Origin of the sequence: Micromonospora sp. NPDC048868, assembly GCF_043198195.1 — a bacterium.
Lineage (GTDB): Bacteria > Actinomycetota > Actinomycetes > Mycobacteriales > Micromonosporaceae > Micromonospora > Micromonospora reichwaldensis.
In genome coordinates this window covers 66,223-82,312 of the sequence record NZ_JBICUN010000021.1, presented here as the reverse complement: position 1 = coordinate 82,312, position 16,090 = coordinate 66,223, and the positions used below count along the sequence as shown (strand labels likewise).

Genomic DNA, 16,090 nt, shown 5'->3' with positions numbered 1-16,090 from the left:
ACCCTCCCGAAAGGACACTGACATGACCGTTGACCAGGTGGCCGCCGACGTCGAGCAGCTGACCCGCAAGCTGATGACCGAGGAGCCGGACCGGCCGATCTCCGCCGACGACACCTTCGTGGACCTGGGCCTCGACTCGCTCAAGCTGGTCGACCTGCTCGGCGCCGCCGAGATGCACTTCGACATCGAGGTGCCGGACGAGGAGGTCGGCAACTTCGTCCGCGTCCGGGACCTCACCGACTTCGTGCTCGGCGCCAAGTGAACGCCGGCGACGGGGACGCCCGGGAGCTGTCCGTCGGTCAGGCCGCGCAGTGGGCGCTGTACCGACTCGCGCCCGAGAGCTCGACCAGCAACGTGGTGACGGCCGTGCTCGCCGAGCCGGTCCTCGACACCGACGTGCTGCGGGCCGCCCTCGTCGCCGTCCAGGCTCGGCACGACCTGCTCCGGTCCCGGTTCGCCGAGACCGGAGCAGGACCGGTGCGGCTGGTCGACCCGGTCGGCTCGGGCACGATCGAGATCCGCGACGTCGGCGACGTGGACGACGAGACCCTGCGTGCGCTCATCCACGCCGTCGGCGAGCAGCCGCTCCGGCTCGAACAGGACGGCCCCCTGCGGGCGGTGCTGCTGCGGCGGGGCACGGACTGCGCGTTGGTGCTGGTCATCCACCACATCGCCACCGACGGGCTCTCCCAGTACCTGATCTGGCGGGACCTCGGCGACGCGTACCGGGCGGGTCGGGTCGGGGACCCGGTGGACTGGCCGACGCGGCCCAGCTACGACGAGTTCGTCGCCCGCGAGCAGGCCATGCTGGCCGGGCCCCGGCGCGCCGAGCTGGCCGAGCACTGGGCCCGCACCTGCGCCGGCGCCACCGCCGCCACCCTGCCCACCGACCGGCCCCGCTCCGCCACCCGCTCGTACCGGGGCGCGTCCGTGGCCCGGATGCTGCCGGACGACGTCGCCCGGCAGGTACGCGCCACGGCCGCCACCCTGGCGGTGACCCCGTTCACGGTCCTGCTCGGCGTCTTCGAGGCGCTGCTGCACCGGTGCACGGGGCAGGGCGAGTTCACCATCGGCTGCCCGGTCTCGCTGCGCCGGGGGAGGGCGCTGCGGGAGGTCGTCGGGATGCTGGTGAACCCGGTCGTGCTGCGGTCGTCGTTCACCCCGGGCACCACCTTCGCGACGGCGATCGCCGCCGCGGGACGCCAGCTCTCGGAGGGCGTGGCACGCGCCGCCTACCCGTTCCCCCTGGTCCAGGCGGCCCGCCGGGACCGGGACCCGCTGGTGCGGGTCACCATCACGCTGCTCACCCGGCAGCACGGCGACACCCTGTCCGACACCAGCAACGGATTCGTCGGGCACCGGGTCCGCCAGCTGGTGGTGCCGTACGACGAGGGGCAGTTCGACCTCGCCGTGACGGTGCACCAGCTGCCCGACCTGGCCCTGCGTACCGAGTTCAACTACGACCGGGACCTGCTCGACCGCGCCACCGTCGAGCGGCTCTTCGACCAGTATCTGGCCCTGCTCGGCGCGGCCTGCGCCGACCCGGCCGCGACGGTGGCCGACGCCCGCCTGGCCGGCGACGTCGACGAGCGGATGCTGCTCGAACTCGGCATGAGCTGAGCACCCCGGTCATCCGGCGCCCGTCGTCGACGGGTGCCGCACAGCGCCCGCACGGCGGTTGCGGGCGACCTTCCGTCAGCCCGGAGAGGGGGTTGAAATGGATCAGGGAATTCTCTCCACGGTCGGCAACACGCCCCTGGTGCGCCTGGACCGGTTGTTTCCCGAATTTCCCGCCCGGGCGTACGCGAAACTCGAACAGTTCAATCCGGGCGGGAGCATCAAGGACCGGGCCGCGCTGAACATGCTGCGCGGAAAGATCGAATCCGGCGAACTGGTGCCGGGACGGTCCGTGGTGGTGGAGTCCAGCTCCGGCAACCTCGCCATCGGCCTGGCCCAGATCTGCGCGTACTTCGGGATCCGGTTCATCTGCGTGGTGGACCCGAAGACCACCCGGCAGAACCTGGCGGTGCTGGCCGCGTACCAGGCCGAGATCGACATGATCGAGCACCCCGACCCGGTGACCGGCGAGTATCTCGCGGTCCGGCGCCGCCGCGTGCGCGAGCTGGTGGAGACCGTCCCCGGCGCCTACCGCCCGGACCAGTACACCAACCCGCTCAACGCCCGCGCCCAGCGGCAGACCATGGCCGAGATCATGACCGAACTGGACGGCCGGGTCGACTACCTGTTCTGCTCCACCGGCACCTGCGGCACCCTGGTCGGCTGCGCCGACTACCTGCGCGAGAACGGCCACCGCACCCGGATCGTCGCCGTCGACGCCGTCGGCAGCGCGATCTTCGGCCACCCGCCCGCGCCCCGGCTGATCCCCGGGCACGGCGCCTCGGTGGTGCCGCCGCTGGCCGCCAACGCCCGGCCGGACGAGGTGCTGCACGTCTCCGACCTCGACTGCGTGGTCGGCTGCCGGTTGCTGGCGGTCCGGGAGGCCATCCTCGCCGGCGGTTCCTCCGGGGCGACGGTGGCCGCGCTGCGGCGCCGCATGGCGGACCTGCCCGCCGGGAGCACCAGCGTCCTGATCTTCCCGGACAACGGCGACCGCTACCTCGACACCATCTACTCCGATCGCTGGGTGACCGAACAGTTCGGCGAGGTCAGCCACCTGTGGAAGGGCGAAAAATGCTGATCATCGGCCATGCCGTGGTCCGGGACGTGCTCGACGGCGACGAGGCCCGGGTCATCGACCTCGTCCGGCAGGCGTACCTCCTGCACGAGCAGAGCCGCACCAGCGTGCCGCACTCGGTCTTCCTGCGCTTCCCCGACAACGCCCGCAACCGCATCATCGGCCTGCCCGCGTACCTGGGCGCCGATCCGCCGGCCGCCGGCATGAAGTGGATCTCCTCGTTCCCGGCGAACATCGAGCGCGGCCTGGACCGCGCCAGCGCCGCCATCGTGCTGAACTCGCTGGAGACCGGCCAGCCCGAGGCGGTGATCGAGGGATCGGTCATCTCCGCCCGGCGCACCGCGGCCGGCGCGGCCCTCGCCGCGCAGCTGTTGACCGCCGAGCGCCGCCCGGACGCCCTGGCGCTGATCGGCTGCGGGCTGATCAACGAGCAGGTGCTGCGCTTCCTGACGGTGGCCCTGACCCCGCCGGCCTCGCTGGTGCTGCACGACACCGACCCCCGCCGGGCCGAGGCGTTCGCCGCCCGCGCGGCGTCCCTGCTGCCGGCCACGACGATCAGCGTGGCGGCGAGCGCCGAGCAGGCCCTGGCCGCCCACCGGCTGGTCTCGATCGCCACCACCGCCAGCGAACCGCACCTGGAGCTGACCGCCTGCCAGCCGGGGAGCGTGGTGCTGCACCTGTCGCTGCGCGACCTGCACCCCGAGGCGATCCTGTCGGCCCGCAACGTCGTCGACGACCCCGACCACGTGTGCCGCGAGCGCACCTCGCTGCACCTCACCGAGCAGCTCACCGGCGGCCGGGACTTCATCCACACCACCATCGGCCGGCTCGCCGGCGGTGCGGCGCTGCCCCCGGGCGACGGGCCGGTGGTGGTCTCGCCGTTCGGGCTGGGCGTGCTGGACATCGCCCTGGCCGAACACGTCCGCCGCACGGCGGCCGAGCGGGGCCTCGGCGTGCGGATCGACGACTTCACACCCGTACCGGCCGCCGCCGTGGCGACCGCGCGACCCACGAGGGAGAGAACATGAGCGACGACGACCGCAGCTACCTGGTGGTGCTCAACGACGAGGAGCAGTACTCGATCTGGTGGAGCGACCGGGCGCTGCCGGCCGGCTGGCGGGCCGAGGGCACCGAGGGCACCCGCGACGAGTGCCTCAGCCGGATCAACGAGCTCTGGACCGACATGCGGCCGAAGAGCCTGCGCCTGCGCATGGACGGCGCGTCCGTCTGACGGACCCCCGGCAGGCGTGACCCCCGGCCGTCCGCGATCGACCCCCCACCCCGGAGGAGCACCCCGATGAGCACCCCTCTGTCCACCCTGCCGGCCGCCGGAGCGGGCACGGTCGGTCCCGTCGTCCTGCCGGACCTGATCGCCCGCCAGGCCGCGGCGACGCCCGACGCGACCGCGGTGCTCGCCGGCGACGTACGGGTCGGCTACGCCGAACTCGACCGGCGCGCCAACCAGCTCGCCCGGCACCTGGTCGGGCTGGGCGTCGGTCCGGAGTCGACGGTCGGCGTGTACCTGCGCCGGGGGGTCGACCTGGTGGTCGCCCTGCTCGGGGTGTGGCGGGCCGGCGGCGCGTACCTGCCGCTGGACCCGGCGCACCCGGTGGACCGGCGACGGTGGATCGTCGCCGACACCGGGGTGGACGTCGTGCTCACCCAGAGCGACCTGCGCGACGACGCCCTGGCCGGGCCGTCGCACGTGGTCTGCCTGGACGCCGACCGGGCGCGGATCGCGGCCGGACCGGACACCGCGCCGCCGGTCCGCATCGACCCCGACAACGCGGCGTACGTCATCTACACCTCCGGGTCGACCGGCCGGCCCAAGGGCGTGGTCGTCACCCACGGGGCCATCGGCAACCGGGTGGCCTGGACGGTCCGGCAGCACGGCCTGTCGCCGGCGGACCGGGTGTTGCAGAAGACCGCGGTGAGCTTCGACGCGGCCGGCTGGGAGTTCTTCGCCCCGCTGATCTGCGGAGCCACGGTGGCGCTCGCGCCGGACGGCGCCGAACGCGACCCGGCGGCCCTGGTGGCGGCGGTCGTCCGGTCCCAGGCGACCGTGCTCCAGGGCGTGCCGTCGGTGCTGCAACTGGTGACGGAGGAGCCGGACTGGCCGAGGTGCACCTCGCTGCGCCTGGTCTTCTCGGCCGGCGAGCCGCTGCACGCCGAGCTGTGCCAGCGGTTGGCGGTGGCGCCCGGGACGCGGGTCTGGAACACCTACGGCCCGACCGAGTGCGCCATCGACGTGACCGCCCAGCAGGTCGACCTCGCCCAGCGCACCGGGCCGGTGCCGATCGGCCGGCCGCTGGACAACCTCCGCCTCCAGGTGCTGGACGCCAACCGGCGGCCGGTGCCGATCGGCGTGGTCGGCGACCTCTACGTGGGCGGGGCCGGGCTCGGCCGCGGGTACCTCCACCGGCCCGACCTGACCGCGGAGCGGTTCGTGCCGGACGAGTACGGGCCGCCCGGCGCGCGGCTCTACCGCACCGGCGACCAGGTCCGGTGGCGCTCGGACCGGAGCCTGGAGTTCGTCGGCCGCGCCGACGACCAGCTCAAGATCAATGGGGTACGCATCGAGCCGGGCGAGGTGGAGGCCGCGCTGGCCGCCCACCCCGACGTCCGGCGGGCGGTCGTCGTCGGCTTCGCCGAGCCCGGCGGCAGCCCCCGGCTGGCCGCGTACGTCGCCAGCCGACGCCCCCTGAGCAGCACGGAGCTGCGGGCCTTCCTGACCGACCGGCTGCCCGACGCCCTGGTGCCGGCCGTGTTCGTCCCGGTGGCGGAGTTCCCGCTGACCACCGGCGGGAAGGTCGACCGGGCCGCGCTGCCGCCCGTCGAGAGCACCGACCGCACGGCCTACCTGGCCCCGCGCAGCGACGCCGAGCGTCTGGTCGCCCGGCTCTGGCAGGAGCTGCTCGACGTCGACCGGGTGGGGGTGCACGACGACCTCTTCCAGCTCGGCGGGTCGTCGCTGGTGACAGTCCGCCTCGCCAGCCGCCTCGCCGCCGAGTCCGGCGTGCGCATCGAGCTGAGGGAGCTGCTCGCCGCGAGCACGGTCGAGGCGCAGGCCGCCCTGCTGACCGACGGCGACCCCGCGACGCCGGCGGTGGTCCCGGTGCCCCGCACCGGCGCGCTGCCGCTCTCCCCGGCCCAGCGGCGGCTGTGGCTGCTGGACCAGCTGCACCCGGGCAGCCCCGAGTGGGTGGTGCCGCTCTACCTGCGCCTGCCCGGCTCGCTGACCCCCGACACCGTACGGGCGGCGCTGAGCGCGCTCGAGGCCCGGCACGAGGCGCTGCGCACCCGCTACCTGACCCGCGACGGCGAGCCGCACCAGCGCATCGACCCGCCCGGCCCCGTCGACCTCACGATCCGCGACGCGACCGGGGCCCCGCTCGTCGACCTCGTCGACGCGCAGCTCGGCCAGGGCTTCGACCTGCGCACCGGGCCGCTGTGGCGGGCCACCCTGGTCACCTCGGCCGGGGCGGACCACCTGCTGCTGGTGGCGCTGCACCACATCGCCTCCGACGCGACCACCGCCGGGGTCCTGGAGCGCGACCTGCGGGAACTCTGCGCGGCCGGCGCCGCCGGCCGGGAGCCCGACCTGCCGGAGCTGGCGGTGCACTACGCCGACTACGCGGCCTGGCAGCGCCGGTACCTCACCGACGACCGGGTCGAGCGGGAACTCGGCTTCTGGCGCGAACACCTGGCGGGGGTGCCCGAGCTGACCCTCCCGCTGGACCGACCCCGGCCGGCCGAGCGCGACCCGCGCGGGGCGCACGTCGAGTTCGAGGTGCCGGCGGAGCTCGCGGAGAAGCTGACCGCGCTGGGCCGGCGCTGCTCGGCGACCCCGTTCATGACCATGCTGGCGGGCTTCGCCACGCTGCTGGCCCGCTACAGCGGGCAGTGGGACGTCGCCGTCGGCGCGCCCACCTCCGGTCGCCGCCCCGCCGAGGCGGAACAGATCGCCGGGGTCTTCCTCAACCCCGTGGTGGTGCGCTGCACCCTGGACCCGGCCGCCCCGTTCGAGGCGGCCCTGCGGGCCGTGCGGTCCCGTACCCTGGCCGCCCTCGCCCACCAGGACCTGCCCTTCGAGCGGGTGGTCGACGACCTCGTCGACGTCCGCGACCTCTCCCGCACCCCGCTCTACCAGGTGATGCTCAACGCCCAGGAGGGCGGCATCACCGGCCAGTCGACCGACGACGAGGCACTGCTGGACGCGCTGCGCCGGGCGGCCCGGATCGCCAAGACCGACCTCACGATGCACGTCTGGCCCCGCCCCGACGGCACCCTGGCCGGCAGCCTGGAGTACGCCACCGCCCTGTTCGACGAGCCGACCGTGCGGCGGATGGCCGAGCACTTCGTCCGGCTGCTCGCCGCGGCGGTGGCCGAGCCGGGGACCCCGCTCGACGACCTCGACCTGCTCTCACCGGGCGAGCGCCACCTGCTCCTGCACGAGGTGCACGGGCCCACCGTGCCCCGCTCCGCCGCGACCGTCTGCGACCTCTTCGAGGCCCAGCGACACCGGACGCCGGACGCGGTGGCGCTGCGGCACGGCGACCTCACCACCACCTACGCGGCCTTGGACGACCGGGCCAACCAGTTCGCCCACCACCTGCGGCGCTCCGGGGTCGCCCGGGGCGCGGTGGTGGCCGTGCTGCTGGACCGGGGCGTCGACCTGGTCGCGGCGATCCTCGGCGCCTGGAAGGCGGGCGCGGCCGTGCTGCCGCTCGACCCGTCGTACCCCGCCGGGCGGATCGGGCACATGCTCGCCACCGCCGGCGTGGAGCTGGGCGTGACCCAGGCGGCGTACGCGCCCAGGTTCACCGTGCCGACCCTGCACGTGGACACCCACCGGCTGATGGTCTGCGCCGGCCCCACCCACCGGCCGGACCGGGACACCGACCCGGAGGAGACGGCCTACGTGCTGTTCACCTCCGGCTCGACCGGCCGCCCCAAGGGCGTGGCGCTGCCGCACCGGGCGGTGTCCAACTTCCTCGCCTGCGCCGTCGAGACCGAGGCCCTGGGCGACCGGGGGGCGCGCGGGGGACGGGGCGACGGCGCGCCGCTGTTCACCACCATCGCCTTCGACCTCTCCATCCCCAACCTGTTCAGCCCGCTGGTCTCGGGTCAGTCGGTGACCCTGCTGCCCGCCGCCCTCGACATCGCCGAGCTGGGTGGCCTGCTCGTCAAGGCCGGCCCGTTCGACCGGTTCATCATGACCCCGCCGCACCTGGAACTGCTCACGGAGCAGCTCGACGACGAGCAGGCGGGTCAGCTCTCCGGTCTGGTCTGGACGGCCGGCGCGGCGCTGCGCAAGGAGATCGCCAACCGGTGGCTGGACCGGCTCGGGCCGGGCGGCCTCACCAACAGCTACGGGCCGACCGAGACCACCGTCATCATGACGGCCCACCCGGTCGAGACGCCGCAGACCACCGACATCGTGCCGATCGGCCGGGCGATGGCGAACACCACCGTCCGGGTGCTCGACGACGCGCTGCGGCTGCTGCCGGTGGGGGTCGTCGGCGAGCTGTACATCGGCGGGGAGTGCCTGGCCACCGGGTACGCCGGCCGGCCGGACCTGACCGCGGAGAAGTTCGTGCCCGACCCGTACGGGCCGCCGGGCAGCCGGCTGTACCGCAGCGGGGACCTGGTCCGGATGCGCCCGGACGGGGTGATGGACTTCGTCGGCCGGGCCGACGACCAGGTGAAGGTGCGCGGCTACCGCATCGAACTCGGCGAGATCCGCGCCGTCGTCGAGGAACACCCCGGGGTGACCCGGTGCGCGGTCATCGTCCACGAGGAGCGGCTGGTCGCCTTCCACCGGGGCGAGGCGCCCGACCTGGCCGCGCACTGCGCCCGGCTGCTGCCCGACTACATGACGCCGAGCCTGCTCGTGCCGGTGGCCGAGATCCCGCTCAACGCCAACGGCAAGGTGGACCGCGCCGCCCTGCTCGGCCTGCTCTCCGACGCCGTGACGACCGGCGCCGCCGGCACCGAGGACGGCCTCGTCGCGCCGCGCACGGTCGTCGAGGAACGCCTCTGCGCGATCTGGAGCGACCTGCTGGGCGTGCCCGTCGGCGTACGGCACAACTTCTTCGCCATGGGCGGGCACTCCGTGCTGGCGGGCCGGCTGGTCGCCGGCCTCCAGGAGGAGTTCGACCTCGACGTGTCGCTCCGGCTCGTCTTCGAGCACCCGACCGTCGAGGCGATGGCGGGCGCGGTGGAGGACCTCATCCGGGCCGAGGTGGACGCGCTGTCCGACGCCGACCTGACCGAAGACCTGCGGCAGACCAAGGAGCACCAGGCATGACCTCGACCGCGAACCAGCCCAACCTGCGCGAGTCGCTCGTCCAACGCCGGCTGGCGGGCCGGGCCGCCGGCCGGCGCGCCGGGATCCCGACCGTCGACCGCTCGGGCGACCTGCCGCTCTCCTTCGGCCAGCAGCAGATGTGGTTCCTCAACCGGCTGGACCCCACCAGCCCGGAGTACCTGGTCTCCTCGGCACTGCGGCTGCGCGGCCCGCTGGACCGGGCCGCGCTGGCCCGGGCGTGGGACGCCCTGATCGCCCGCCACGAGATCCTGCGCACCCGGTACGCGATGGCCGACCTGACGCCGGTGCAGGTCGTCGACGAGCCCCGCCCGCAGGAGCTGCCGCTGGTCGACCTCTCCGGGACGGCCGGGGCCGAGCGGGACGACCGGGTCGCCGAGGCGGCGGCCGAGCTGGCCGCCACCGGCTTCGACCTGGCCACCGAGTGGCCGGTACGGGCGACGCTGCTGCGCCTGGACGAGGCCGAGCACCTGCTGGTGCTGGTGATCCACCACATCGCCTGCGACGCGCCCTCCACGGCGGTGCTCCTCGGCGACCTGGCCGAGCTGTACGGCGCGTACGTCCGGGGCGAGTCCTCGCCGCTGGCGCCGCCGGCCGTGCAGTTCGCCGACTTCGCGGCCTGGCAGCGCGACCGGCTGCGCGGCGAGCCGCTGGAGCGGCACCTGGAGCACTGGCGCGACCGCCTCGCCGGCATCGCCCCACTGGAACTGCCGGCCGACCGGCCCCGGCCCCGCGTGCGCGACTGGCGGGGCGCCTCGGTTCCGTTCGCGCTCTCCGCCGACCTCTCCGCCGCGCTGCGCGAGATCGCCCGCGGCGCGGAGACCACCCTCTTCGTCACCCTGCTCACCGCCTTCCAGGCGCTGCTGTCGCGCTACACCGGCCGCACCGACATCCCCGTGGGCAGCGTGACGTCCGTGCGCGACCGCGCCGAGCTGCGCCACCTGGTCGGGTACGGGATCGACAACCTCGTCCTGCGGGGCAGTTGGACGGGGGACCCCACCTTCGCCGACCTGCTGCGCGGCACCCGCGCCACGGTGCGCGACGCCTTCGCCCACGCCGACGTGCCGTTCGCGCTGCTGGTCGACGAGTTCGAACCGGAACGGGACCTGTCCCGCACCCCTCTCTACCAGGTCGCCTTCACCCTGGGCGACGACGCTCCCGGCGGCGCCTGGCCGGCGGGCCTCGCCGCCGAGACGCTCTGGCTGCCCACCCGGGTCGCCAAGGTCGACCTGCAACTGCACGTCGTCGAGGGCGCCGACGGCCGGCTGCGCGGGCACCTGGAGTACGCGACCGCGCTGTTTGACGACGCCACCGTGCGGCGGATGGCCGACCACCTCGGCCGGCTGCTGGAGCACGTCGGGGCCGACCCGCACGCCCGGATCTCCGAGCTGCGCATCCTCGACGACGCCGAGCTCGCGGCGGCGACCCCCGCCCCGGCCCGCCCCGCCGCACCCGTGACTGAGACGGTGCACGGCGTCTTCGCCGCCACCGCCGCCGCGCACTCCGCCGCGACCGCCGTCGTGGACGGCGCGCGACGCTGGACGTACGCCGAACTGGACGCCACCGCGAACCGGCTCGCGCACCACCTGCGGGCCCTCGGCGCCGGCCCGGAGCGGCTGGTCGCGGTCTGCCTGGACCGCCGCGCGGAGCTGGTCGCCACCCTGCTGGGCGTGCTGAAGTCCGGGTCGGCGTACCTGCCGGTGGAGCCCGGCGTCCCCGCCGACCGGCTCGACTTCATGCTGACCGACGCCGGCGCGCGGATCGTGGTGACCACCGAGGCCCACCGGGAGCGGTTCGCCGACTTCGACGGCGCCGTGGTGGTGCTGGACGACCCCGGGCACGCCGGGGAGATCGCCGGGCGCCCCGGCACCGACACGGGCGTCGCCGTCGACCCCGAGAACCTGATCTACGTCATCTACACCTCCGGGTCGACCGGCCGCCCCAAGGGCGTCTTCCTGACCCACGCCAACGTGCTGCGCCTGACGACCGTGGCGCAGGACGACCTGAACTTCGGCCCCGCCGACGTGTGGCCGCTGTTCCACTCGTACGCCTTCGACGTGTCGGTGTGGGAGCTGTGGGGCGCGCTGCTGCACGGCGGCCGGCTGGTGATCGTGCCCCGCGAGGTCACCCGTTCCCCCGGCGACCTGCTCGACCTGCTCGTCGAGGAGCAGGTCACCGTGCTCAACCAGACCCCGACGGCCTTCCGCGGCCTGGTGGGACTGGCCCGCGACGGCGACCCCCGCGTCGACCGGCTCGCGCTGCGCGCGGTCATCTTCGCCGGCGAGAAGCTGGAGTACGGCGACCTCGGCCCCTGGGTGGCCCGGCGCGGACTGGCCGCGCCCCGGCTGCTCAACCTCTACGGGATCACCGAGATCACGGTGCACGCCACCTACTACGAGGTGCGCCCCGACGACCTGGCCGGCACCGCCAACCCGGTCGGCGTCCCGCTGGCCGACCTGAGCATCCACCTGCTCGACCCGTACGGCAACCCGGTCCCGGTCGGCGTCACCGGCGAGATCCACGTCGGCGGGCCCGGCGTGGCCCGGGGCTACCTCAACCGGCCCGAGCTGACCGCCCAGCGGTTCGTGCCCGACCCGTTCGGCCCGCCCGGCGCCCGCCTCTACCGCAGCGGCGACCTGGCCCGCCGGCGCGCCGACGGCAGCCTGGAGTTCGTCGGCCGCATCGACGACCAGGTGAAGATCCGGGGCTACCGGGTCGAGCTGGGCGAGATCGAGGCCGCCATCTCGGCCCTGCCCGGGGTGCGCGAGGCCGTGGTCGTCGTCCGCGAGGACACCCCCGGCGACCGGCGCCTGGTGGCGTACTCGGTCGTCGACGAGCAGGCGGAGCTGCCCCGGCCGGGGCAGGTGCGCGCGGCGCTGGCCCGCACCCTGCCCGAGTACATGATCCCGTCGGCGTTCGTCCCGCTGGCCCGGCTGCCGCTGACCGTCAACGGCAAGCTCGACAAGCGGGCGCTGCCGGCGCCCGACCGGGCCGTCACCGCCACCGACCGGCCCTACCTGGCGCCGCGTACGGAGGTGGAGGAACGGCTCGCCGCGATCTGGGCCGAGCTGCTCGGCCTGGAGCGGGTCGGCGTCGAGGACGGCTTCTTCGACGTCGGCGGCGACTCGATCCGCGCCGTGGCGCTCGCCGCCGCCATCCGGGCCGGCGGCTTCGACGTGCAGGTGCGCGACCTCTTCGAGCGCCGCAGCATCGCCGAGCTGGCGGAGTTCCTCACCGGCCGCCCCGCGCCGGCCGCGCCGGAGCCGGCCGTCGCGCCGTTCGCGCTGATCTCCGAGGCCGACCGGGCCGCGCTGCCCGACGGCGTCGTCGACGCGTACCCGTGCACGCAGGTGCAGCTCGGCATGCTCGCGGAGATGCTCGCCGACGAGCACAACCACTACCTCAACGCCACCACCTACCGCATCCCCGACGTCGGCGAGTTCTCGCTCGACGCGTTCCGGGAGGCCGCCGCGCTGCTGGTGCGGCGGCACGAGGTGCTGCGCACCTCGTTCGACCTGACCGGCTACTCGGTGCCGATGCAGCTCGTGCACGCCACCGCCGAGATGCGGGTCGGCATGGACCGGGCGCGCGCCGACGACCGGGCCGGCCTGGAGCGGGAGCTGCGCGACTTCATCGCCGCCGAGCGGGCCGACATGTTCGACCTCGGCGAGCCGGCGCTGTTCCGGCTGCACGCGCGCGTCTGCGCGGACGGGAGCTGGTGGCTCACCCTCACCGAGTGCCATCCGATCATGGACGGCTGGAGCTACCACTCGCTGATGATGGAGCTGGTCGGCGCGTACCACCGGATCCGCGACGGGCTGCCGGTCGAGCCGCGCCCGGCGCCGCCGGTGCGCTTCGCCGACGCGGTCGCCGCCGAGCTGCGCTCCACGGGCGAGGGGACGGACCGCGCCTTCTGGCACGACCGGGTCGCCGGCCGGGACCGGTTCGTGCTGCCCGAGGGCTGGGGCGACCCGACCGCCGCCGACGGCGCCCAGTACGACCACTGGGTGCCGCTGCACGACCTGGAGCCCGGCCTGCGGGCGCTGGCCCGCGAGACCGGGGTGCCGTTCAAGTCGGTGATGCTGGCCGCGCACCTGAAGGTGATGAGCCAGCTCACCGGGTCGGGGTCGTTCTTCACCGGGCTGGTGTCCAACATCCGCCCCGAGGTCGCCGGCGCCGACCGGGTCTACGGCATGCACCTGAACACGGTGCCGTTCGTGCACGACGCGGGCGCGCGGACCTGGCGGGAGCTGATCGGGCGGACGTTCGCCGGGGAGCTGGAGCTGTGGCCGCACCGCCGGTACCCGCTGCCGGTGCTCCAGCGGGAGGTCGGCGACGGCGGCCGGATGCTGGATGTCCGGTTCAGCTTCCACGACTTCCACCAGATCGACACCGACGAGATCGACTACGCCGACTCGATCGACGACAGCCCCAACGAGTTCCCGCTCGGCGTGATCAGCCGCCTCGGCTTCCTCACGCTGGAGGCCAACCTGCGCCACCTCGGCGTGCCGCAGGTCGCCCGCCTCGGTGGCATGTACCGGGCGGTGCTGGAGGCCATGGTGGCCGACGTGGACGGTGACGCGTCGGTGACGTGTCTGCCTCCGGGTGAGGCGTCGGTGGTGCTGGCCGACGGGGCGTCGGCGGTGGAGCCGGTGTCGCGTTCGGTGCTGGACGAGTTCGAGGCGCGGGCGGCGGAGACGCCGTCGGCGGAGGCCGTGTCGGTGCCGGGCGGCGCGGGGATCGACTTCGCGGAGCTGGACGCCCGGGCCGGGCAGGTCGCCCGCTGGTTGGCCGCCCGGGGTGTGGGTGCCGGTGCGGTGGTGGGTGTGCTGCTGGACCGTGGTGTGGAGTTGGTGGCGTCGATGCTGGGGGTGTGGAAGGCGGGTGCGGCGTTCGTGCCGGTGGATCCGTCGTACCCGCCGGGTCGCATCGCGGCGATGCTCGCTGACGCGGGTGCCCGGGTCGCGGTCACCTCGCAGCGGTACGCGGACCGGTTCGCCCCCGTCGGCGTGGAGGTCGTGCGCGTCGAGGAGATCGAGGAGATGGACGCGCCGCTGCCGGCCCGCGCCACGGGTCTCGACGAGTTGGCGTATGTGATTTTCACGTCGGGGTCGACGGGTCGGCCGAAGGGTGTGCAGGTGTCGCACCGGGGGTTGGCGAATCATGTGCGGTGGGCGGCGGGTGAGTTGGCGTCGCGTGGTGCGGGTGGTTGTGCGGTGTTCTCGTCGGTGGCGTTCGACTTGCAGGTGCCGAATTTGTGGGCGCCGTTGGTGGCGGGTCAGCGTGTGGTGATGGTGGGTCAGGATGTGGATCTGGCCGAGTTGGGTGCGGTGTTGGCGTCGTCGGGGCCGTTCAGTTTCTTGAAGTTGACGCCGGGTCATCTGGAGATTCTTGGTCGGCAGTTGTCGGATGAGGCGTTGGCGTCGTTGGCGCCGGTGGTGGTGGTCGCTGGTGAGGCGCTGCCGGCGGCCCTGGCCAACCGGTGGCTGACGCTTCTGGGGCCGGGCGGTCTGGTCAACGAGTACGGGCCGACCGAGGCGAGTGTCGGCACCTGCATCTTCCCGATCGAGACCGAGCAGGCGGGTCCGGTGGTGCCGATCGGTCGTGCTCTGCCGGGCATGACGATGTACGTGCTCAACCGGGACCTGCACCTCGCCCCGGTGGGCGTGGTCGGCGAGTTGTACGTGGGTGGCGTGGGTGTGGCCCGTGGTTACGCGGGTCAGCCGGCGTTGACGGCGGAGCGGTTCGTGCCCGACCCGTTCGCCGCAGCCGGCAACGAGCCCGGAAACACGGTCGGGGCGCGGATGTACCGCACCGGGGACCTGGTGCGGCGGCTGCCCGACGGGGCGGTGGAGTTCGTCGGCCGCGTCGACCACCAGGTGAAGATTCGCGGCTACCGCATCGAACTCGGCGAGATCGAAGCGGTCGTCGAGGGCACCGACGGCGTCGGCGACGCCGTCGCCCTGGTCGGCGAGTCGGACCGGCTCGTGGTGTTCTACCGCCCTGGCGCGCCGGCGACGCCGGGCCTGTTGGACCGGATCCGGCAGCGGTGCGCCGAGCACCTGCCGGAGTACATGGTCCCGGCCGAGTTCGTCGCCGTGGAGGCGATCCCGCTCAACGCCAACGGCAAGGTCGACCGGGCCGCCCTGTGGGACACCGCGGTGCCCGCGCAGCGGCAGCACGTCGCCCCGGCGACCGAGCTGGAGGAACGGCTGGCGGAGATCTGGGGCCAGGTGCTCCAGCTCGAACAGGTCAGCACCCGGGACAGCTTCTTCGACCTCGGCGGGCACTCCATCAGCGCCATCGCGCTCGTGGGCGCGCTGCGCGGCGCCGGCCACCCGGTCTCGGTGCGCGACGTCTTCGTGCACCGCACGGTCGCCGCCCTGGCCGCGCACCTCTCCGGCGGGGACGACGCGGAGGTCGCGCCCGCCTTCCGGGCCGTCGCCCCGTTCAGCCTGCTCGACGACGCCGACCGGGCCAAGCTGCCCGCCGGGCTCGCCGACGCGTACCCGTGCGCGCAGGTGCAGCTCGCCATGCTTGTGGTGACGCTCTCCGACTCGGAGCGGCGCACCTACCACAACGTGTCGGCGTTCCCGATCCGCGACGAGCACGCCTTCGACGGCGACGCGCTGCGCCGGGCCGTACGGACCGTCGTGGAGCGGCACGAGATCCTGCGTACCTCGTTCGACCTGACCGGCTTCTCGGTGCCGATGCAGCTCGTACACGCCGGGGTGCCCGTCGACGTCACGCTGCTCGACCTGCGCGACGGCACGGACGAGGAGGCCGAGAGCCGGCTACGGGCGTACCTGGCCGCCGAGCGGTCCCGGCCGTTCACCCCCGACCAGGTCCCGCAGATGCGCATCGCCGGGGCGGCCGGCCGCGACGACACGTGGTGGTTCGTGCTGACCATGTCGCACGGCATCCTCGAGGGCTGGAGCCACCACTCGCTGCTCATGGAGATCCTCGACAACTACCGCAGCCTGCGCGACACCGGCGCACCTGCGGCGTTCGAGGCGCCCCCGGTCCGCTACGCCGACTTCGTCGCCGGCGAGATCGAGGCGCTGGCG

General features: G+C 74.2%; 7 protein-coding genes (1 of these 7 cut by a window edge). All 7 read left to right on the top strand.

Annotation, left to right across the window (positions count from 1 at the left end):
• The first annotated feature begins 22 nt into the window (after nucleotides 1-22).
• Nucleotides 23-262 carry an acyl carrier protein gene (locus tag ACGFNF_RS25845; RefSeq protein WP_132240744.1) on the top strand — a complete coding sequence of 80 codons (240 nt, stop codon included), beginning with the start codon at nucleotides 23-25 and terminating at the stop codon, nucleotides 260-262.
• The gene (locus tag ACGFNF_RS25840) at nucleotides 259-1,620 is read left to right on the top strand and encodes a condensation domain-containing protein (protein WP_357579832.1); all 1,362 of its coding nucleotides are present in this window, start codon (nucleotides 259-261) and stop codon (nucleotides 1,618-1,620) included. Before ACGFNF_RS25845 ends, ACGFNF_RS25840 begins: the two co-directional genes overlap by 4 nt.
• Nucleotides 1,621-1,717: 97 nt before the next feature.
• Nucleotides 1,718-2,698: a 2,3-diaminopropionate biosynthesis protein SbnA gene (sbnA, locus tag ACGFNF_RS25835; RefSeq protein WP_132240746.1), complete on the top strand. Its 981-nt coding sequence runs from the start codon at nucleotides 1,718-1,720 to the stop codon at nucleotides 2,696-2,698.
• Complete coding sequence (gene sbnB / locus ACGFNF_RS25830; protein ID WP_357579831.1) at nucleotides 2,692-3,723, top strand: 2,3-diaminopropionate biosynthesis protein SbnB; 1,032 nt, start codon at nucleotides 2,692-2,694, stop codon at nucleotides 3,721-3,723. Before sbnA ends, sbnB begins: the two co-directional genes overlap by 7 nt.
• The gene (locus ACGFNF_RS25825; RefSeq protein ID WP_121401347.1) at nucleotides 3,720-3,926 is read left to right on the top strand and encodes an MbtH family NRPS accessory protein; all 207 of its coding nucleotides are present in this window, start codon (nucleotides 3,720-3,722) and stop codon (nucleotides 3,924-3,926) included. The genes sbnB and ACGFNF_RS25825 overlap by 4 nt, the downstream gene beginning before the upstream one ends.
• 66 nt (nucleotides 3,927-3,992) lie before the next feature.
• The gene (locus tag ACGFNF_RS25820) at nucleotides 3,993-9,005 is read left to right on the top strand and encodes an amino acid adenylation domain-containing protein (protein WP_357579830.1); all 5,013 of its coding nucleotides are present in this window, start codon (nucleotides 3,993-3,995) and stop codon (nucleotides 9,003-9,005) included.
• Nucleotides 9,002-16,090, top strand: the 5' end (the start) of a protein-coding gene (locus ACGFNF_RS25815) for a non-ribosomal peptide synthase/polyketide synthase (RefSeq protein WP_393171249.1). Its footprint extends 16,293 nt past the window's final position; only the first 7,089 of its 23,382 coding nucleotides appear in the window; it begins with the start codon at nucleotides 9,002-9,004; its stop codon lies beyond the right edge, outside the window. Before ACGFNF_RS25820 ends, ACGFNF_RS25815 begins: the two co-directional genes overlap by 4 nt.